The organism is Kitasatospora sp. SC0581, from assembly GCF_048159585.1.
In the GTDB taxonomy this organism is placed as follows: Bacteria; Actinomycetota; Actinomycetes; order Streptomycetales; family Streptomycetaceae; genus Kitasatospora.
The window spans coordinates 688,029-708,944 of record NZ_JBLRWA010000001.1 but is presented as its reverse complement, the minus strand read 5'-3'; the positions used below and the strand labels follow the sequence as shown (position 1 = coordinate 708,944).

Here is a 20,916-nt window from a genome sequence, read left to right as displayed (position 1 = left end):
CTCCCGAACGAGGTCGAATGTGAGCGACAGCACCATGCAGAACGAAGAGAAACTGCTCGATTTCCTCAAGCAGACCACCGCCAAGCTCCGCACCACGCGGGCCCGGCTGCGCGAGGTGACCGAGCGGGAGCGGGAGCCGATCGCGATCGTCGGGATGGCCTGCCGCTACCCGGGCGGCGTGCGCACCCCCGAGGACCTGTGGGACCTCCTGGTGGCGGGCGGGGACGCGGTCGGCGGGTTCCCCACCGACCGCGGCTGGGACCTCGGCGCGCTCTTCGACGCCGCCCCGGGCGCGGACGGCACGAGCAGCACCGTCCAGGCCGGGTTCGTCTCCGGGGCCGCGGACTTCGACGGCGGGTTCTTCGGGATCAGTCCGCGCGAGGCGCTGGCGATGGACCCGCAGCAGCGGCTGCTGCTGGAGACGGCCTGGGAGGCGGTCGAGCGGGCCGGGATCGACCCGGCGAGCCTGCGCGAGTCGGCCACCGGCGTGTTCGCGGGCGCCGCGCCCTCCGGGTACGCGACCGCCGGCGGCGACCTCTCGGGCTCGGAGGCGCACCTGATCACCGGTACGGCGATGAGCGTGCTGTCCGGCCGGGTGTCGTACACGCTGGGCCTGACCGGGCCGGCGGTGTCGGTGGACACCGCCTGCTCCTCCTCGCTGGTCGCGCTGCACCTCGCCGTGCAGTCGCTGCGGGCGGGGGAGTGCACGCTGGCGCTGGCCGGCGGGGTGACCGTGATCGTCAGCCCGGGCGAGTTCGTGGGCTTCTCGCAGCAGAACGCCCTTGCCCGGGACGGCCGTTGCAAGGCCTTCGGGGCGGGTGCGGACGGCATGGGCCTCGCCGAGGGCGCGGGTGTGGTGGTGCTGGAGCGGCTGTCGGACGCCCGGCGCAACGGGCACCGGGTGCTGGCCGTGGTCCGGGGGAGTGCCGTCAACCAGGACGGCGCCTCCAACGGCCTGTCCGCGCCCAACGGCCCCGCTCAGCAGCGGGTGATCCGCGCGGCGCTGGCCAACGCCCGGCTGGCGACGGGGGACGTGGACGTCGTCGAGGCGCACGGCACCGGCACCACGCTGGGCGACCCGATCGAGGCGCAGGCGCTGCTGGCGACGTACGGGCAGGGGCATCCGGCCGAACGGCCGCTCTGGCTGGGGTCGGTGAAGTCGAACATCGGGCACGCCCAGCAGGCGGCCGGCATCGCCGGTGTGATCAAGATGGTGCTGGCGCTGCGGCACGAGGAGCTGCCGGCGACGCTGCACGCGGCGGAGCCGACCCCGCACGTCGACTGGTCGGCGGGGCACGTGAGCCTGCTCCAGGAGCGCGTGGCGTGGCCGGCGGGCGAACAGCCGCGTCGGGCGGGCGTCTCGGCGTTCGGGATCAGCGGCACCAACGCGCACGTGATCCTGGAGGAGGCGCCCGCCGGAGGGCCGGCCGCGCCGGAGCCGGACGGGACGCCGGAGCCGGCCGCGGTGTCGGCGCCCGCCGCGCCGCCGGTGCTGGTCGCGGAGCCCGCCGTGCTCCCCGTCACCGTCTCCGGACGGTCCGAGGAGGCCCTGGCGGACCAGGCGCGGCGGCTGCGGGACCACCTCCTGGCCCGACCCGAGCTGCCGCTGCCGGAGGTGGCCCGGTCGCTCGCCACCACGCGGACGGCGTTCAAGCGGCGCGCGGTGGTGCTGGGTACCGACCGTGCCGAGCTGGCGGCGAAGCTGGAGGCCGTGGCCGCGGACCGGCCCGGGGCCGGGGTGCTGACGGGCGAGGTGCCGTCGGCCGGGGTGGGGCGGACGGTGTTCGTCTTCCCGGGGCAGGGCAGCCAGTGGGTCGGCATGGGTCGCGAGCTGGCGGAGGTCTCGCCGGTGTTCGCGACGCGGCTGGCCGAGTGTGCCGATGCTCTCACGCCGTACGTGGACTGGCAGTTGGACGAGGTGCTGGCCGGTCGGCACGGTTTCGAGGCCGCCGATGTGGTGCAGCCGGCGCTGTGGGCGGTGATGGTCTCGCTCGCGGCGGTGTGGGAGGCGGCCGGTGTCGCTCCCGACGCCGTGGTGGGCCACTCCCAGGGTGAGATCGCGGCGGCGGCCGTGGCCGGGATCCTCTCGCTGGAGGACGCGGCGAAGGTGGTCGCTCTGCGCAGCCGGACCCTGAAGGCCCTTGCCGGTCGTGGCGGGATGCTGTCGATCGCCGAGCCGGTGGCGGGCGTCCGGGCGCGGATCGCCCCGTACGGTTCCCGCCTTTCCATCGCGGCGGTGAACGGCCCGTCGGCGACGGTGGTTTCCGGTGACGCCGATGCGCTGCGCGAACTCGCGGACGCCTGCGGGGATTCGCCGCGTGCCCGGATGATCCCGGTCGACTACGCCTCGCACAGCGCCCACGTGGACGAGCTGCGCGAGGAGATCCTCGCCGCCCTCCAGGGCATCGCCCCCCGCGAGGCGCGGATTCCGATGGTCTCCTCCAGCACCGGCGCCACGGTCTCCGGGCCGGAACTGGTGCCGGACTACTGGTACGCCAGCTTGCGCGAGACCGTCGAGTTCGACCGGGCCGTGCACACCCTCGCCGGAACCGGCCACGGCGCCTTCGTCGAGGTGTCCCCGCACCCGGTGCTGGCCCCGGCCATCGCGGACAGCCTGGAGTCGTACGGCCCGGTCGTGGCCGACACCCTGCGCCGCGACGACGGCGGCGCCGGGCGCCTCCTGCTCTCGCTGGCCCAGGCGTACATCCGCGGCCTGCCCGTGGACTGGACCGCCCTGCTGCCCGCCGGGACCGGGAGCGGCACCGTCGACCTGCCGACCTACGCCTTCCAGTACCGCCGCTACTGGCCGGTGTTCCCGGAGCCGGTGGCCCGGGACGCGGTGGCCGGCTGGCGGTACCGCGTCGAGTGGCAGCCCCTCGACGGGCCGTCGGGCTCGGCACCGGCGGGCTCGGCACCGGCGGGCTCGGCGCTGTCGGGCTCGGCACCGGCGGCCTCGGTGCCGTCAGGCACGTGGCTCGTGGTCGCCGGCCCGGCCGGGGCCGGGACGGCCGCCGAGGTGGCCGGTGCGCTGCGGGCCGGCGGCGTCGAGGTCCGGGTGCTGGAGACCGGCGCCGCCGATCGCGCGACCCTCGGTGATGTCCTGCGCGGCGTCGGCGAGTTCGCCGGTGTGGTGTCCCTGCTGGCGCTGGACGAGACGCCGCTGCCCGGTCGGCCCCGGGTGCCCGCCGGTCTGGCGGCCTCCAACGCGCTGCTGCAGGCGCTGCTCGACGCGGGGTCGGTGGTGCCGCTGTGGGTGCTGACCCGCGGCGCGGTGGCGGCGCTGCCGGGCGAGGTGCCCGGTCTGGCGCAGGCCCAGGTGTGGGCGTGGGGGCAGACGGCGGGTCTGGAGCAGGCCAAGCAGTGGGGCGGCCTGGTCGACCTCCCGGCCGGGTCGGACGCGTCGGCCGGGTCCGACGCCTCGGTCGGGGACCGCCTGGCCGAGCTGCTCGCCGCGGGACCGGAGGGCGAGGACCAGGTCGCGTTGCGCGGCACGGGGGCGTTCGCGCGCCGCCTGGTGCGCGCCCCGCGCCCGGAAGCTGGACCCGCTGAGCCGTGGCGGACCGCCGGGACGGCGCTGGTCACCGGCGGTACGGGCCTGATCGGCGGCCGGACGGCGCGGCTGCTGGCCGAGCGCGGCACCCCGCGCGTGGTGCTGGCCGGCCGCTCCGGCCCGGCCGCGCCCGGGGTGCCCGAGCTGGCGGCCGGACTGGCGGCCCTCGGCAGCGCCGTCGAAGTGGTCGCCTGTGACGTCGCCGAGCGGCCCGCGGTCGGCGCGCTGCTGGACCGCGTCGCCGCCACCGGCCCCGCGCTGTCGGCGGTGGTGCACTCGGCGGGCACCGGCCACGGGGCGCCGGTCGCCGCGCTGACCGACGCCGGGCTGCAGGAGGTCTCCGAGGTGAAGGTCGGTGGCGCCCTGCACCTGCACGAGCTGTCGGCCGAGCGAGGACTGGAGCTGGACGCCTTCGTGCTGTTCTCCTCCGGTGCCGCTACCTGGGGCAGCGGGCTGCTGGCCGGGTACGGCGCCGCCAACGCGGCGCTGGACGCCCTGGCCGAGCGGCGGCGCGCGGCCGGACTGGCGGCCACCTCGGTGGCCTGGGGCCTGTGGGGCGGCGGCGGCATGGGCGCGGGGGAGGCGGGCGAGCAGCTGAGCGCCTACGGGCTGCGGACGATGGCTCCCGAGCGCGGCATCGAGGGCCTCGCCCAGGCGCTGGACGACGACGAGACACTGCTCGTCGTCGCCGACGTCGACTGGGCGCGGTTCGTGCCGCTGTACACGCTGCACCGGCCGAGCCCGCTGCTGTCCGCGCTTCCCGACGCCCTCCGGGTCCTGGAGCAGGGGGACGAGGAAGGGGACGGGTTCGCGGGCGACGACGGCGCCGGTGCGCGGCGGTCGTCCGCCGCCGTCCGGCTGTCCGCCCGGCTCGGCGGGGCGCGGTCGGCGCGGGAGCGGGAGGCGGTCCTGCTGGAGCTGGTCCGGGAGCACGCCGCCGCCGCGCTCGGCCACCCGGACGCGGAGGCCGTCGACCCGGACGCCACGTTCCTGGAGCAGGGGTTCACCTCGCTGAGCGCCCTGGAGCTGCGCAAGCGGCTCGCCGGGGCCACCGGTCTGCGGCTGAGCGGTCCGCTGGTCTTCGACCACCCCACCCCCGCCCTGACGGCCGCGTACCTGCGGGAGCGGCTCGCCGACGGACCGGTGCGCCAGGACGGCGGACCGAAGCGGGCCGCGCCCCGCTTCGCGCTGGCCGCCGCGCCGGAATCCACGGACGGCACGGAGCGGGCCGGAGCCGCCGGGACACCGGCCGCCGAGACGCTGGCCGCCCTGTACCTGCGGGCGAACAGCCTCGGCCAGGGGGCCGACGCCGTACGGATGATCGCCGGGCTGGCCCGGTTCCGGCCCCGCTTCGCCGGTGCGGACGAGCTGGCGGGCGTCCCGCCCCTGGTCCCGCTCACCCGCCGGTCCGCGGACACGGTCGGGCCGACGCTCGTCTGCCTGCCGTCGTTCGGCGCGGGCGACGCCCAGGAGTTCGTCCGGGTGGTGCAGGGCCTGTGCCGCCCCCGGCACGTCCTCTCCGCGGTGATCCCCGGCTACACGGCGGGGGAGCCGCTGGCCGCCGACCCGGACGCGCTGCTCGACCTGTGCGTCCGGACGGTGCTCGCCGCCCCGGAGACCGCCCCGGAGGCCGGCCCGTTCGTCCTCGTCGGCTACTCCTCCGGCGGGCTGGTCGCGCAGGCCCTCGCCGCCCGCCTCGCCGAACTGGGCCGGGGCCCCGCCGCGCTGGTGCTGCTGGACAGCTTCGCCCCGCAGTCGGCCGGTGCCCCCGACGAGATCATCGGCACCCTGCCGGCCGCCGTGCTCCTGGGCAACCCCGGGGGCGTCGACGCGGGCGGCATCGGCGGGGACGACTGGCTGACCGCGCTCGCCCACTACTACGTCCAGGACTGGCGCGGCCACGTCCCGTACACCGCGGACCTGCCGACCCTGCTGCTCCGCCACGGCGGCGAGCCGGGCGGCCCCGAGGGCGGGGACGGCGCCGTCCGCCTCCCGTGGGACCTCTCCGGCGACCTCACCCCGGTGACCGTTCCGGGCGACCACTTCACCATGATCGGCACCCACGCCGGGACCACCGCGCGGGCCGTCGACTCCTGGCTCGACGAGCACTTCACCACCACCCGGGAGGGACACGATGACTGACCGTCACGAACAGCACCGCCTCGCCGTCATCGGCGGCGGCGTCATGGGCACCAACATCGCCGCCCTCGCCCTCGGCCACGGCGTGGACGTCACCCTCGTCGACGTCGACGAGCCGACCCTGGCCACGGCCCGGACGGCGATCCGCCGCAAGCTGAAGCACGCCCAGCTGCTGGAGGCCCTCCCCGCGGGCCGCGCCCACGGCACGCTGGCCACCACCACCGCGCCGGCCGACATCGCCGACGCGACCGCCGTCGTCGAGGCCGTCGTGGAGGTCGCCGAGGTCAAGCGCGAGGTGCTGACCGAGGTCTCCGGGCTGGTCGCCCCCGGCACCCTGCTGATCTCCAACACCTCGTGCATCCCCATCGACGAGATGGCGGGCTGGGTGGCGCGCGGCGACGAACTCGTCGGCGTGCACTTCATGAACCCCGCCTACCTGATCACCATGGTCGAGGTGATCCGCGGCCGGGCCACCGGCGACGCCACGATGACCGCCGTCACCTCGCTGCTGACCGCGCTCGGCCGCACGGCGCTGGTGGTCAACGACGCACCGGGCTTCGTCGTCAACCGGCTGCTGCACCCGCTGATCAACCGGGCGGCGATGCTCGTCCAGGAGGGCGTCGCCTCCGCCGAGACGGTGGACGGGCTGCTGGAAGGCTGCCTCGGCCACACCACCGGACCGCTGCGCACCGCCGACCTGATCGGCATCGACAACCTCGTCGACTCCCTGCGGGTCCTGCACGAGCGCACCGGCGACCCCGAGTGCGACCCCTGCGAGCTGATGCTCCGGAAGGTCCGCGACGGGCACCACGGCCGCAAGTCCGGCCGGGGCTTCTACACGTACGGCTGAGCACCGGGCTCCCCCCGAACGGCCAGCACGGAACTACGAAAGGTACGGACACATGACCACCGCGAACGCCGCTGCCGGGACGACCGCCGTCGAGCAGGCGCTGAGCGCCTTCCTCGTCGGACACACCGGCGCCGAACCCGAGGTCGAGCAGGACCTCTTCGCCACCGGCGCGATCTCCTCGATGTTCGCCATGGAACTGGTGGTGTTCCTGGAGGACGAGTACGACATCGAGATCGTCGGCGCCGAGCTGAACCGGGACAACTTCCGCAGCATCCGCGCCATGGCGGCCATGGTGCTGCGCCTGCGCGAGACCGGGGACGCATGAGCGGCGGGGCCACGGGTACGGCCGGTGCGGGCGCCACGGGTACGGGCGCCACGGGTACGGGCGTGACGGGCTTCGACACCGCCGCGATCGACGCCCTGGTCGGCGACGGGCCGGCCGCCTGGGACGCGGCCGGCCGGATCCCCGTCGAGCTGCTGCGCGAGCTCGGCGCGATGGGCGTGCTGTGCGCCGAGGTGCCGGCCCGCTTCGGCGGGCCCGGCCGCACCGGCCAGGAGAACGGCGAACTCACCGCCCACGTCGGCGCCCTGTGCAGCTCGCTGCGCAGCGTGATGACGGTCCAGGGGATCGCCGCGGCGGTCGTCCGCCGCTTCGGCGACCGCGAGCAGCGCCGGCGCTACCTCGGGCAGCTGACGAGCGGCCGGCTCGCCTGCGTCGGTTTCAGCGAGCCGGGCGCGGGCTCCGACCTCGGCGGCATGACCACCCGCATCCGTCCGGCCGAGGACGGCAGCGGCGACCTGATCGTCTCCGGCGAGAAGATGTGGATCACCGGGGCCGCCTACGCCGACCTCGTCATGGTCGTCGGCCGCTACGGCGACGGTCCGGACGGCGCCGCCGCGATGGTGCCGACGGACGCGCCCGGCGTCCGCATCGAGCCCGTCGCGGCCCCGCTCGGCTGCCGCGCCGCCACGCACTGCCGCATCGTGCTCGACGACGTCCGGATCCCGGCCGACGCCGTGCTCGGCGGCGGGCGCCAGCCGCTCGCGCTGCTGTTCACGGTCGGCCTGTCCTACGGCCGGATGTCGGTGGCCTGGGGCTGCGTCGGCATCCTGCGCGCCTGCCTCACGGCCGCCGTCGGGGAGGCCCGCACCCGCGAGCAGGGCGGCGGCCCGATCGGCGAGCACCAGCTGGTGGCCCGGCACATCGCCGAGCTCTACACCTCGGAGCGGATCGCCACCCAGGTCTGCCGGCACGCCGCCGAGCAGTGGGACCGCACCGCCCCGGACGCGGCGGTGACGGCGGTGCTGGCCAAGCAGGTCGCCGCCACCCACGCGACCCGCGGCGCCGCGACGGCCGTCCAGGTGCTCGCCTCGCGGGGCTTCACCGACGGCCACGTGGTGGCCCGGGCCTACCGGGACGCCAAGGCGATGGAACTGATCGAAGGCAGCACCGAGATCTCGCAGTTGATCCTCGCCCGGCACGCCCTCGACCGGCTCTGAGCCGCCCGCCGCCCCGCACGGGCACGACGTACCACGAGCACTGAACGCACCACACGCACCACGAACACGGCAACGAACGGAAATCGAAGGAGCGCCCCGTGTCCGACGCACCCACCCTCGTCAAGTGCCTGGTCTGGGACCTGGACAACACCCTGTGGCGGGGCACCCTCCTGGAGGACCACGAGGTGGTGCTGCCCGAGGAGATCCGCCGCACCATCGTCGAACTCGACGCCCGGGGCATCCTCCAGGCCGTGGCCAGCAAGAACGACCACGACCACGCCTGGCAGCAGCTGGAGGCCCTCGGCGTCGCCGAGTACTTCGTCCTGCCGCGGATCGGCTGGCACCCCAAGTCCCGGTCGGTCAAGGAGATCGCGGACGGGCTGAACTTCGCCCTGAAGACGGTCGCCTTCATCGACGACCAGCCGGCCGAGCGCGCCGAGGTCGCCCACCACCACCCCGAGGTCCGCTGCTTCGACGCGGCGCTGGCCGCGGAGCTGACCGGCCTCCCCGAGTTCAGCCCGGCCGTCGTCACCGTCGACGCCGCCCGCCGCCGCAGCATGTACCAGGCGGGCTTCCGCCGGACCGCCGAGCGCGAGGAGTTCACCGGCCCCGACGAGGCCTTCCTCCGCTCGCTGGACCTGGTCATGGAGATCAAGCGGGCCGACGACGCCGACCTCTCCCGGGTTGAGGAACTCACCCTCCGCACCAGCCAGATGAACGCCACCGGCGTCTACTACTCCGACGCCGACCTGCGGGCCCTGATCGCCGATCCGGAGCACGAGGTCCTCACCGTCTCCCTCACCGACCGCTTCGGCCCGCACGGCGCCGTCGGCGTGCTGCTCGTCGGCTACCACGAGCGGGTCTGGCACCTGAAGCTGCTGGCCACCTCCTGCCGGGTGGTGTCCTTCGGCGCGGGCGCCGTCCTGCTGGACTGGCTGATCGGCGAGGCGGCGGCGGCCGGGGTCCACCTGGCCGCCGACTTCCGCCGCACCGACCGCAACCGGATGATGGAGATCGCCTACCGGTTCGCCGGCTTCACCGACGCGGCGTGCGACTGCCTCGCCGAACTGCGCTCTGCCGACGCCGACGCCGACGCCGATGCCGACGCCGATGCCGACGCCGGGGCGGCCGGCTCCGGGCGTGCGGGCATCGAGTTCCGGCACCTGGTGGCGGACCGCCGCCCGGCCCCCACCACCGTGCGCGTCGACGCCCCCGCCCTCGGCCCCGTGGCCTCCGCGGGTTCCGCGGGTTCCACGGGCGGAGCCGGCGCATGACCGCCGAGCCCCTGGCCGTCATCGGCATGGCCTGCCGCTACCCCGGCGGCATCGACTCGCCCGAGGACCTGTGGCAGGCCCTCGTCGACCGCCGCACCGTCGCGGGCCCCTTCCCCACCGACCGCGGCTGGGACCTCGACGCGCTGCGCCGCGACGGGCGCTGCGCCACCGACCGCGGCGGGTTCCTCGACAGCGCGACCCGCTTCGACGCCGCGTTCTTCGACCTCTCCCCGCGCGAGGCCGACGCCATGGACCCGCAGCAGCGGCTCGCCCTGGAGGTGGGCTGGGAGGCCCTGGAGCACGCCCGCATCGACCCGACCACCCTGCGGGGCTCCCGCACCGGGGTGTTCCTCGGCGCCGAGGCCCGGCCGTACGGGCCCGCGCTGCACGAGGCGCCCGCCGACCTCGCCGGCGTGCTGTTCACCGGCACCGCCCCGAGCGTCATCAGCGGGCGGCTGGCCCACACCCTCGGCCTCAACGGCCCCGTCCTCACCGTCGACACCTCGGCCTCCAGCTCGCTGGTGGCGCTGCACCTCGCCGTCGAGGGGCTGCGCGGCGGTGAGTGCGAACTCGCGCTGGCCGGCGGGGTGACGGTGATGACGACGCCCGGCTACCACGTCGCGTTCAGCGCGCTGGGCGGTCTGGCCCCGGACGCCCGCTGCAAGCCCTTCTCCGCGGACGCGGACGGCGTGGCCTGGTCCGAGGGGGCCGGCATGCTCGTGCTGGAACGGCTGGAGCGGGCGCGGCGCCTGGGCCACCGGGTGCTGGCGGTGGTCCGCGGCTCGGCCGTCAACTCCGACGGCGCCAGCCACAGCCTGACGGCCCCGAACGGCGAGGCCCAGCGCGCGGTCATCCACGCCGCGCTCGCCGACGCGGAGCTGGCCCCCGCGGAGATCGACGCCGTCGAGGCGCACGGCACCGGCACCCGGCTGGGCGACCGGGTCGAGGCGGGGGCCCTGCTCGCCGCCTATGGCGCGGACCGGGCGCACGGGCGCCCGCTGCTGGTCGGCTCGGTGAAGTCCAACCTCGGCCACACCCTCGCGGCGGCGGGCGTCGCGGGTGTCATCAAGACGGTCCTCGCCCTGCGGCACCGCACGCTCCCCGAGTCGCTGCACATCACCGAGCCCACCCCGGCCGTCGACTGGGGGGACGGCGCGGTGCGGCTGCTGACGGAGCCGACCCCGTGGCCGGAGACCGCGCACCCGCCCCGCGCGGGCGTGTCGGGCTTCGGCATCGGCGGCACCAACGCCCATGTCGTCCTGGAGGCGGCCCCCGCCGAACCGGCTCCCGCCGCGCCCGCCGCGCCCCCGCCCGCCGCGTCCGTGGTGGACGGCGCCGGCCCCGTCTGGCTGCTCTCCGCCCGGACGCCCGCCGCGCTGGCCGCCCAGGCCGAGCGGCTGCGGGAGCACCTGGCGGCCCGGCCGGAGGCGTCGGCCGGGGAGGTCGCCCGGTCCCTCGCCACGACGCGGGCGGCGCTCGACCACCGCGCCGTCCTGCTCGGCCCGCGGCCGCTGGACGCCCTGGCGGACCTCGCGGCCGGCCGCCCCTCCGCCGCCGTCGTCACCGGAGCGGTCGCCCCCGAGGGCCCCGGGCGGACGGTGTTCGTCTTCCCCGGCCAGGGCGGCCAGTGGGTGGGGATGGGCCGTGAACTGGCCGCGTCGTCCCCGGTGTTCGCGGCGCGGCTGGCGGAGTGCGCCGAGGCTCTCGCGCCGTACGTGGACTGGCAGTTGGACGATGTGCTGGCGGGCCTTCACGGTTTCGAGGCCGCCGACGTGGTGCAGCCGGCGCTCTGGGCGGTGATGGTCTCGCTGGCCGCCGTGTGGCAGGCGGCCGGTGTCGCTCCCGACGCGGTGGTGGGCCACTCCCAGGGCGAGATCGCGGCGGCCGCCGTCGCGGGAATCCTCTCCCTCGACGACGCCGCCCAGGTGGTGGCGCTGCGCAGCCGGGCGCTGACGGCGCTGGCCGGGCGCGGCGGGATGCTCTCCGTCGCCGACGCGGTGGACGCCGTCCGGGAGCGGATCGCGCCGTTCGGGGAGCGGCTTTCGGTCGCGGCCGTCAACGACCCCTCGGCGACGGTGGTCTCCGGTGAGCCCGACGCCCTGCGGGAGTTGGCGGGCGCGTACGGTGAGGCGGTGCGCACCCGGCTGATCCCCGTCGACTACGCCTCGCACAGCGCCCACGTGGACGAGCTGCGCGAGGAGGTGCTCGCCGTCCTGAAGGGGATCGAGCCGGGCCCGGCCCTGGTCCCGATGGTCTCCGCGCTGACCGGGGAGTGGCTGGCCGGCCCCGAGGCGGGCCCGGAGTACTGGTACGCGAGCCTGCGCGAGACCGTCGAGTTCGACCGGGCCGTCGGGGTGCTCACCGCCGCCGGCCACGGCGCCTTCGTCGAGGTGTCCCCGCACCCGCTGCTGGTCGGCGGCATCGCCGCCGAGGCGGCCGTCGGCACCCTGCGGCGCGAGGACGGCGGCCCGGACCGCCTGCTGGCCTCGCTGGCCGAGGCCCACGTCCGGGGGGTGCCCGTCGACTGGGGCACGGTGCTGCCGGCGGCCGGCCGCACCGTGGACCTGCCGACGTACGCCTTCCAGCGCACCCGCCACTGGCTGGCCGCCGGGCAGCAGGCCCCGGCACGTCCCGACCCGGACACCGGCGCTCCGGCCCCGGCCGCCATGACCCCCGCGGCCCTGGGCACCCAACGCGCCGTACTGGACCTGGTCCGCGCCCACGCCGCTGCCGTCCTCGGCCACGACGGCGCCGGGGGCGTGCACCCGACCCGCACCTTCAAGTCCCAGGGCCTCGGTTCCGTCCTGGCCGTCGAGCTGCGCAACCGCCTCGCGTCCGCCACCGGCCTCGCGCTCCCGCCGGGCCTGGTGTACGACCACCCGTCACCCGCCGTCCTGGCGTCCCACCTGCACGCCGCCCTGAACCCCGATCCGCTGCCCGCCGCGCTCGACGCCCTCGAAGCGCTGCTCGCCGCCGCCGAGGATCCGGCGGCCCGGGCGCGGGCGCTGGCCCGGCTGGAGTCGCTGGTCGGCCGGACCGGCGGCGGGTCCGCTGCCGGGCCCGGCCGGGGGACCGGCGCGGACGCGCTGTCCGTCACCACCGACGACGAACTCCTCGCCCTCATCGAGGCCGAGCTCGGCCCCGACCGTGATCACTGAACGGAGAACCATGTCCGCCCGACCCGACCCCACCGCCGACGACGACCTCTGGCTGCGCTGCTACCGGAGGACGGAGGCGCCCGCCGCCCGCCTGGTGTGCTTCCCGCACGCGGGGGGCACCGCCCCGTTCTACCGCCCGGTGCCGTACGCGCTGGCCGCCGCCGACCGCGTCGAGGTCCTGGCCGTCCAGTACCCGGGCCGTCAGGACCGCCGCCGGGAGGAGCCGATCGCCGACCTGAACGTCCTGGCCGACCGGATCCACGAGGTGCTGGCCCGGCAGCCTGAGCTGCCCCTGGTGCTGTTCGGCCACAGCATGGGCGCCGTCGTCGCCTTCGAGGTGGCCCGCCGCTGCGAGGCCGCCGGCCGGCCCGCCGCCCGCCTGGTCGTCTCCGGCCGGCGCGGCCCGGCGATCGGGCTGGGCCCGACCGAGGGGGTGCACCTGCTCGGCGACGACGCGATCACCGACGAGATCCGCCGCCTGGACGGGTCCTCGTCCGTCGTCCTCGACGACCCGGACCTGATGGCGGCCGCGATGCCGGCGCTGCGCGCCGACTACCGCGCGATCGAGACCTACCGGGCCGGCGCGGACGCCGTCGTCAGCTGCCCGATCACCTCCCTGACGGGCGACCGCGACCCCAAGACCTCGGTCGCCGAGGCGGAGGACTGGCGGGCCCACACCACCGGCGGGTTCGACCTCCAGGTCTTCCCCGGCGGGCACTTCTTCCTCACCGAGGAGATGCCGCGGGTCATCGGCCTGCTGGACGGCCACCTGGCCGAGGCCGTCGACGCCCCGCGCGCGTCCTCCGGCGGACGGTGACACGGCCGCGGGTGCCGCCCGGACGGGTCGAACCGTCCGGGCGGCACCCGCGGAGCACTCCGGCAGGGGCGCAGGTCAGGGCGTCAGGTAGCCGTGCGAGAACCCGGCGGCCACCGCCGCCGCCCGGTCGCTGACCCCGAGCTTGGCGTACATGTGCAGGAGGTGGGTCTTGACCGTCGCCTCGCTGATGAAGAGCTTCCGCGCGGCCTCGCGGTTCGTCGTCCCCTGGGCGACCAGTTCGAGGATCTCCAGCTCGCGCGCCGACAGCGGCGCGGGCGCCGGCCGTCGGACCTGGCCCATGAGCCGGGTCGCGATCGAGGGGGAGAGCACCGCCTGCCCCTGCGCGGCCGCCTCCACCGCGCGGAACAGCTCCTCCCGCGGCGCGTCCTTCAGCAGGTAGCCGGTGGCGCCGGCCTCGATGGCGGGCACCACGTCGCTGTCCGTGTCGTACGTGGTGAGCACCAGCACCCGCGAGGGCACACCGCGCTTGGTCAGCTCCTTGATGGCGGTGACCCCGTCGGTCCTCGGCATCCGCAGGTCCATCAGGACCACGTCGGGCCGCAGCTCCTCCGCGGCGGCGATGGCCTCCGCGCCGTCACCGGCCTCGCCGAGCACCTCGAAGCGGGGGTCGGCCCGGAACATGCCCCGCAGCCCGTCCCGCACCACCGGATGATCGTCGACGATCAGCAGGGTGATCATTCCGCACCTCCCGCGGGGATGGCGGGGACGGCCGCCGAGATCGCCGTCCCGCCCCCCGGTTCCGACTCGATGGCCAGCCGCCCGGCGAGGCGCTGCACCCGCTGGCGCATGCCGAGGAGCCCGAACCCGCCGCTGGCGGACCCGTTGACCCGCTTGGCGCTCGGATCGAAGCCCACGCCGTCGTCCCGCACGTCGAGGGTGACCAGGTCCTCCATGTACGACAGGGTCAGGCCGACCCGGCCGGCCCGCGCGTGCTTGGCCACGTTGGCCAGCGCCTCCTGCGCGGTGCGCAGCAGCGTCACCTCGACCTCGGTGTGCATCGGCCGGGCGTCGCCGGTGGTGGTCAGCACCGCGTCGATGTGGTTGATCTCCGACCAGCGCCGGGCCACGTCGCCGATCGCGTCCGGGAGCCGGGCCTCGGCGAGCACCGCCGGCTCCACCGCGTGGACCGTCCGGCGGGCCTCGACGAGGCTCTCGCGGGCCAGGTTCGTCGCGTTCGCCAGGTGCTGGCGCAGCGTCGGGGGCTCGTCCAGGGTCTGCTCGGCGGCCTGGAGCTGGGTCAGTATGCCGGCCAGCCCCTGGGCCAGGGTGTCGTGGATCTCCCGCGCCATCCGCTGGCGTTCGTCCAGGACGCCCGCCTCGCGGGCCTGGACCATCAGCCGGGCGTGGAGGGCGGCGTTCTCCGCCAGCGCGGCCTCCAGCTTGGCGTTGGCCTCGTGCAGTTCGACGAGGGCCTGCTTCTGCTTGTCGTTGCGGTGGTCGGCCATCTCGACGAAGTAGAACAGCGCCCCGGCCAGCACCGCGGAGATCAGGCCGACGGCCAGCCACGCCCACCACATGTGGGCGTCGTTGATGCCGGCCACGCCCCCCATGAACGCCGCCGCCGAGATCATCGCGGTGACGGCGGCGCCGACGTACCGCCGGCGACCCCGCAGGTACTTGAAGGCCTGGGGGTAGCCGACGAAGGTGAAGAGCCCGTACCAGGGCGCGACGCCCACCAGGGCGGCGGCCAGCAGCATCAGCCCGGTGTAGTACACGCCCATCAGTCGGCGGTTCTGCCGCCGTTCCGGGCGCAGCGTGCGGAAGCAGAGCATCCAGAGCGCGGCGGCGGCGGAGAGCCCGAGCACCAGCGTGAAGTGCATCGGCACCCGCCAGACCAGCTGCAGCAGCGTGATCACGGTGCTGATCGCCAGGAGGACGTACGGGAGCGCCTTGAAGGCCGCAGTCTCCGTACGCTCCCAGTGATCGAACTCGGCGCGCAGCTCGGCCTCGATGCTCAACCCTCTACTCCCAGCGGAAGTATCGCGCGGCCAGTCCGCCGGCCACGATCGTCCACCCCAGCATGGCGGCGAGGTGGATCAGCTGCGGCCAGTGCCCGGCGGTGGTGTCCTGCAATGATTGCACGCCGGCGCCGAGCGGAGTCAAGTCGCTGATGGTCAGCAGGACATCGTTCATCTTGGCGCGCGGCAGCCACAGGCCGGCGAAGAACACCAGCGGGAAGAAGACCAGCGAACCCATCGCGCTGGCGCTCCGGCCGGTCGGCGCGAGCGCGGCGACGAGCAGGCCGACCGCGAACATCGCCAGCGCCACCAGCAGGTAGCTGAGCAGGTAGGCGGGCAGCTTGCGGGGCAGGTCGACGTCGAACGCCAGCTTGCCGATGGTCAGCATGACCAGCATCGTCACCACGGACAGCACGGTGGCCATCAGCAGCTGCGCGCCGAGCATCACGCCCGGCTTGACCGGGGTGGTCCGCATGCGCCGCAGCACACCCTTCTCCCGGTACGAGGCGAACAGTTGGGACAGGCCGCTGAGCGCGAACAGGGCGATGCCCATCGACACGACGATCGGCAGGTACAGGGTGATCGGCCGCACGTTGCCGAGCTCGGGGCTGTTCGCCCGCATCGAGGGGATCAGGCCGAGCACGACGAGCAGGATCGGGGCGAACGCGAGCGCGAAGAACACGACGATCGGCTCGCGGAGGAACAGCTTGGTCTCGGTGGCGGTGAGCCGGAGCAGGGGGGACACGGTGGGACTCCTCAGGATTCGACGGGGCGGCCGGTGAGCGCGACGAACGCGTCCTCCAGCGAGTTCTGCTCGACCCGCAGGTCGAGTGCGGTGATCCGCTGGCCGGCGAGCAGGGTGGTCACCGCGAGCAGCAGGTCCCCCCGGCCGGTCACGACGATCTGCGGGCCGGCCCACTCGACGGAGGTGACCTCGTCCAGCGCCGCCAGCCGGGTCTCGTCCAGCGGCCCGGACGGCCGGAACCGGATCCGCTGCCCCTTGTCGACCCGCGACACCAGGCCGCCCGGGGTGTCGATCGCGATGACCCGCCCGGTGTCGATCACGGCGAGCCGGTCGCAGAGCCGCTCCGCCTCCTCCATGAAGTGCGTGACCAGCAGGATCGTCACGCCCCGGTCGCGGATGCGCTCGATCAGGCCCCACACGTCGCGGCGCGCCTGCGGGTCGAGGCCGGTGGTGAGCTCGTCGAGCACCGCCACCTTCGGGGTGCCGAGCAGCGCGAGCGCGATCGACAGCCGCTGCTTCTGCCCGCCGGACAGCCGCCGGAACTGGGTGCCGAGCTTGCCGGTGAGGTTCAGGATCTCGGCCAGCTCGCGCCAGTCGGCCGGCTGGCGGTAGAAGGAGCTGTACAGCTCCAGCGCCTCGCCGACCTTGAGCTTGTCGGGCAGCTCGCTCTCCTGCAGCTGCGCGCCGAGCAGCTGCCGCAGCTCGCCGGTGTCGCGCTGCGGGTCGATGCCGCAGACGCTGATGGTGCCGCCGTCCGGGGTGCGCAGCCCCTCGATGCACTCGACGGTCGTGGTCTTGCCGGCCCCGTTGGGCCCCAGGATGCCGAAGATCTCGCCCTGCTCGACGGCGAAGCTGACCCCGTTCAGCACGGAGTTGTCGCCGTAGCGCTTGACGAGGCTGTCCACCTCGATGATTGCCATGGCATCAGCCTGGCAGTCGGCCCCGGTCCGCCGGATCGACTGGACGGCCAGACCTGGGGCGGGCGGCGGTGGATGCCCGGCATCAACCGATCGGTTGATGGCTGCTCGGCGGGGCCTGCGGCGGGGCCCGCTGCTGCTCAGCGGGCCCGGGCGCCGGATCCTCCAGGGTGCCACGCGGGCCGGTCCGGCGGAACCCCCGTGAACCGTCCTCCTGTTACCGCCGGAGGGAGTTCAGCCCTCGCCGTTCCACGACCGCCACAGCGCCGCGTAGGACCCGCCGGCGGCGACCAGTTCGTCATGGGTGCCCAGCTCGACGATGCGGCCGGACTCCATGACGGCGACGCGGTCCGCGTCGTGGGCGGTCTGCAGCCGGTGGGCGATGGAGACGACCGTCCGGTCCGAGCGCACGGCGGCCATCGCCCGCTCGGCCTGCCGCGCCGTGGTCGGGTCCAGCAGGGAGGTCGCCTCGTCGAGGATCAGGGTGTGGGGGTCGGCCAGGTGGACCCGGGCGAGGGTGAGCTGCTGGGCCTGCGCCGCGTCGAGTTCGACGCCGCCGGCCCCGAGCGCGCAGTCCAGCCGGCCCGGCAGGTCGTGCACCCAGCCGGCCTCGACCAGGGCGAGCGCGGCGAGGATCTCCTCGTCACCGGCGTCCGGGGCCGCCATGGTCATGTTGTCCCGGAGGGTGCCCATGAACACGTGGTGCTGCTGGGTGATGAGGACGATGCGGTCGCCCAGGCCGCCCGCCGCCGCCAGGTCGGCGACCGGCACGCCGCCGACCCGGACGTGTCCCGCGTCCGGGGCGTCGACCCCGGACAGCAGCCGGCCGAGGGTGGACTTCCCGGCGCCGGACGGGCCGACGACCGCGAGCCGCTCGCCCGGGCGGACCACCAGGTCGATGCCCTTGAGCACGTCCGGCGAGCCCGGGTAGGCGTACCGGACGCCGCGGACCTCGATCCGGTCGTCGGACGGCCGCCGGTCGAGCACCGGCGGATCCTCCGACACCAGGCCGACGCCCTTGATACGGGCGAACGAGGCGCCGCTGCGCTGCAGTTGCTCCATCCAGTTGAGGGCGCGGTCGAGCGGGTCAACCAGCTGCCACATGTACAGGCTGCCGGCCACCACCGTGCCCAGGCCCACCGCGCCGTCGAGGTAGCCGAGACCGCCGATCAGCAGGACGAGCGCCGTGGGCAGCGCGTGGGCGAACTCGGTGACGGGGAACAGCACGGTGCGCAGGAACAGGGTGCGCACGCCGGCCCGGTAGGCGGTGTCGATCGCCCGGTCCACGGCGAGGTCCTGGCGGGGGCCGAGCCCGAACGCCTCGACGGTGCGGGCGCCGTGGGCGGTCGCGTTGAGCGCCTCGGCGACACCGCCGTAGGCGGCGCCCTCGGCGAGGTAGGCGTCCCGGGCCCGGCGCAGGTACCAGCGGCCCACCGCCCAGACGACCGGCAGGCTCACCAGCGCGCACAGCCCGATCAGCGGGTCGAGCAGGAACGCGGCGCCGAGGACGAACAGCACCTGGACCGCGGCGATGAAGACGTCCGGGGCCGCGTTGCGCAGGGTGGCGGCCACCGTGCCCACGTCGAGGGAGGAGCGGGTCACCAGGTCGCCGGTGCCCACCCGCTCCGCGTACCGGCCGGGCAGCGCCAGCGTCCGGTCGACGACCTCCTCCCGCAGCCGGGCCAGGGCGCGCTCCCCGAACCGGTGCGAGAAGCAGCGCGCGAAGCGGGTCAGCAGCAGCTGGGCGAGGGCGAAGCCGAGCACCGCCGCCGCCAGCCCGTCGACCTGGCCGACCGTCAGCTCGCCGTTCTCGACCCGGGTGACGATGCGGCCGAGGTACCACGGCGCGGCGACCCCGGCCAGGGCGGCGAGGCAGGTGAGGAGGAGGACCCCGCACATCGCCCGGCCGTCGTCGACGAGCAGGCGCCGGACGGCCCGCCGTACGGTCGCCCGGTCGGCGACGGGGAGCCGGTGGGGGTCGTCGTGGTCGTGGCTCATCGGGATGCTCCTTCCCGGGGCTCTGCGGTGGCGTCGGCCTCGGGGCGGGCTTCGGTGCCGGGGCGGGCGTCGGCTTCGGGGCGGGCGTCGGGGTCCGGGCGGGCGTCGGGGTCGCCGCGGAGGACCAGCGCCGCGTAGGCGGGCTCGGTGGCGAGCAGTTCGCCGTGGGTGCCCGTGGCGCGGACCCTGCCGTCCACGAGGTGGCAGACCCGGTCGGCCCGGCCGAGGACCAGCGGGGAGGTGCCGACGACCAGGGTGGTGCGGCCGGCGCGGAAGGTGCCGAGCCGGGCGGCGACGGCGGCCTCGGTGAGCGCGTCCAGGGCCGAGGTGGGCTCGACGAGCAGCAGCACCTCGGGGTCGGCGAGCAGGGCCCGGGCCAGCCGCAGCCGCTGGAGCTGGCCGCCCGAGACGTTGCGGCCGCGGTCCTGGAGCGGTGCGTCCAGGCCGCCGGGCAGGAGGCCGACGACGTCCTCGGCCGCCGCCGCGTGCAGCGCGCGCCCGATCTCCGCCGCCGTGCGCCCGCCGTGGACCGCCACCGCGGAGCCCAGGGTGCCGCCGAACACGTAGGACTCGTTGTCGGACACCAGGACGTGCCGGCGCAGCGCGGCCGTCTCCCACGCGGAGACCTCGACACCACCCCAGGCGGCGCCGGACGGGGTGTAGCCGGCCAGCCGGTCCACCACCGCGCGGGCCTCGTCGGCCCGTGCGGAGACCAGGGCCGTGACCTGCCCGGGGCGCAGCACCAGGCCCGACTCCGGGTCGTGCAGCTCCGCCGGACCGTCGGGCGGCGCCGTGCGGGTGCGCTCGCCGGAGGACTCGGGCCGCAGCGCCAGGATGTCGATGACGCGGCGGGCGGCGACGAGGCCGCGCGGGAGGTCGTCGGCGCCCTCGACGAAGAACGAGACCGGTGCCAGGAGGGCCGCCACGTACCCGTAGACGGCGACCAGTTCGCCGACCGTGATGTCTCCGGCCGCCGCCATCCGCGCGCCGAGCCAGGTCACCACGGCCAGGAAGACGACGGGCAGGCAGGCGCCCACCGCCTGCACCCAGCTGGTGAGCGAGGCCACCCGGTAGCCGAGCGGCACCAGTGCCCGGGAGCGCTGCCGGTAGCGCCCGGCGAACATCGGCTTGCCGCCGATGCCGTTCAGCACCCCGAGCCCGGCCACCAGGTCGCCGGCCAGGGCGGTCAGCGCCCCCTGCTCCTCGCGGTAGCGGCCCTCGGCGCCGTGCAGCCTCCCCATCAGCGGGCCGATGACCACGGCCAGCAGCGGGACGCCGAGCAGGACCACCGCGGCCAGGACGGGGGAGATCCGGACCAGCAGGACGGCGGCGGCGAGGTACGCGAGCACCGCTCCGACGCCGGGCCCGGTGATGGTCAGCGTCTGGGCGATCCGGCCGGTGTCACCGGCCTGGAGGTGCGTCAGCTCGCCGGCCGACACCTGGCGCGGCAGCGTCGTCCCCAGCCGGTTCACATGGCGGGTGACGGCCTGGACCGTCCGGAAGGCGGCGTCGGCCCGGATGAACGTCATCGTGCGGTGCCGCAGCATGCCGAGGACCGCGATCAGCGCCCCGACCGCGAGGACCACCGCCACCCAGCCGACCAGCGCCCCGGTGTCCCGCGCGCGCAGCCCGTCGTCGATCGTCCGCGACATCAGGTACGGCGGCAGCATCAGCGCGCACATCCACAGGCTCCCCCAGGTCGCGCCGAGCAGCACCCGCCTGCGCTGCATCGACACGAGCCACCAGAGGTACCGCAGCGGGCTCCGGTGGTCGGGCGTTCCGGGGTCGGTGTACGGGACCCGGCGGGTACCCGTGGGCAGGTCCGGTCCGTCGGTCATCGCGCTCCGTCCTTGGGCAGGTTCACCGGGCCCCGGGACGACGTCCTGGCGGCGCTGCCCTGTCGGACTCCGGCGGAGACGGCCGGCCCCGGACGCGAACTGCCGCACACCGACGGCGGGGTGGCGCCCGGAAGCGGTCACGGCGCCGCCC

The 20,916-nt window shown here is 75.6% G+C and carries 12 protein-coding genes and 1 pseudogene; 7 read left to right on the top strand and 6 right to left on the bottom strand.

Annotated features, from left to right (window positions below; translation table 11 throughout):
* Window positions 1-34 precede the first annotated feature (34 nt).
* From ACLWS4_RS02930 to ACLWS4_RS02900, 7 genes and pseudogenes are all read left to right on the top strand, one after another.
* Entirely contained in the window at window positions 35-5,692 is a 5,658-nt protein-coding gene (locus ACLWS4_RS02930; RefSeq protein ID WP_416873301.1) for an SDR family NAD(P)-dependent oxidoreductase, read from the top strand.
* Complete coding sequence (locus ACLWS4_RS02925) at window positions 5,685-6,539, top strand: 3-hydroxyacyl-CoA dehydrogenase family protein (protein WP_049658117.1); 855 nt, start codon at window positions 5,685-5,687, stop codon at window positions 6,537-6,539. Before ACLWS4_RS02930 ends, ACLWS4_RS02925 begins: the two co-directional genes overlap by 8 nt.
* A 52-nt stretch (window positions 6,540-6,591) precedes the next feature.
* Window positions 6,592-6,864: a methoxymalonate biosynthesis protein gene (locus ACLWS4_RS02920; RefSeq protein WP_049658118.1), complete on the top strand. Its 273-nt coding sequence runs from the start codon at window positions 6,592-6,594 to the stop codon at window positions 6,862-6,864.
* Window positions 6,861-8,039 carry an acyl-CoA dehydrogenase family protein gene (locus tag ACLWS4_RS02915; protein ID WP_416873261.1) on the top strand — a complete coding sequence of 393 codons (1,179 nt, stop codon included), beginning with the start codon at window positions 6,861-6,863 and terminating at the stop codon, window positions 8,037-8,039. The genes ACLWS4_RS02920 and ACLWS4_RS02915 overlap by 4 nt, the downstream gene beginning before the upstream one ends.
* Before the next feature lie 98 nt (window positions 8,040-8,137).
* Window positions 8,138-9,313: an HAD-IIIC family phosphatase gene (locus ACLWS4_RS02910; RefSeq protein WP_416873260.1), complete on the top strand. Its 1,176-nt coding sequence runs from the start codon at window positions 8,138-8,140 to the stop codon at window positions 9,311-9,313.
* Window positions 9,314-9,315: 2 nt separating this feature from the next.
* Window positions 9,316-12,471, top strand: a pseudogene (locus ACLWS4_RS02905) (type I polyketide synthase); the annotation flags it as partial.
* Between the two features lie 10 nt (window positions 12,472-12,481).
* On the top strand, window positions 12,482-13,288 hold the full coding sequence (locus ACLWS4_RS02900; protein ID WP_049652921.1) for a thioesterase II family protein: 807 nt from the start codon (window positions 12,482-12,484) through the stop codon (window positions 13,286-13,288).
* Window positions 13,289-13,363: 75 nt separating this feature from the next.
* Here ACLWS4_RS02900 and ACLWS4_RS02895 read toward each other — a convergent pair whose 3' ends face one another.
* From ACLWS4_RS02895 to ACLWS4_RS02870, 6 genes are all read right to left on the bottom strand, one after another.
* Window positions 13,364-13,987, bottom strand: coding sequence for a response regulator (locus ACLWS4_RS02895; RefSeq protein WP_049652923.1), 624 nt, complete (start codon window positions 13,985-13,987; stop codon window positions 13,364-13,366).
* Window positions 13,984-15,267: a sensor histidine kinase gene (locus ACLWS4_RS02890; RefSeq protein WP_117490458.1), complete on the bottom strand. Its 1,284-nt coding sequence runs from the start codon at window positions 15,265-15,267 to the stop codon at window positions 13,984-13,986. Before ACLWS4_RS02890 ends, ACLWS4_RS02895 begins: the two co-directional genes overlap by 4 nt.
* 4 nt (window positions 15,268-15,271) lie before the next feature.
* A complete protein-coding gene (locus ACLWS4_RS02885) occupies window positions 15,272-16,012 on the bottom strand; it encodes an ABC transporter permease (protein ID WP_049652927.1) in 741 nt (246 codons plus the stop codon).
* Window positions 16,013-16,023: 11 nt separating this feature from the next.
* Window positions 16,024-16,932 carry an ABC transporter ATP-binding protein gene (locus tag ACLWS4_RS02880; RefSeq protein WP_416873259.1) on the bottom strand — a complete coding sequence of 303 codons (909 nt, stop codon included), beginning with the start codon at window positions 16,930-16,932 and terminating at the stop codon, window positions 16,024-16,026.
* A 231-nt stretch (window positions 16,933-17,163) separates the two neighbouring features.
* Complete coding sequence (locus ACLWS4_RS02875; protein WP_416873258.1) at window positions 17,164-18,927, bottom strand: ABC transporter ATP-binding protein; 1,764 nt, start codon at window positions 18,925-18,927, stop codon at window positions 17,164-17,166.
* A complete protein-coding gene (locus ACLWS4_RS02870) occupies window positions 18,924-20,765 on the bottom strand; it encodes an ABC transporter transmembrane domain-containing protein (protein WP_416873257.1) in 1,842 nt (613 codons plus the stop codon). The genes ACLWS4_RS02875 and ACLWS4_RS02870 overlap by 4 nt, the downstream gene beginning before the upstream one ends.
* Window positions 20,766-20,916 lie beyond the last annotated feature (151 nt).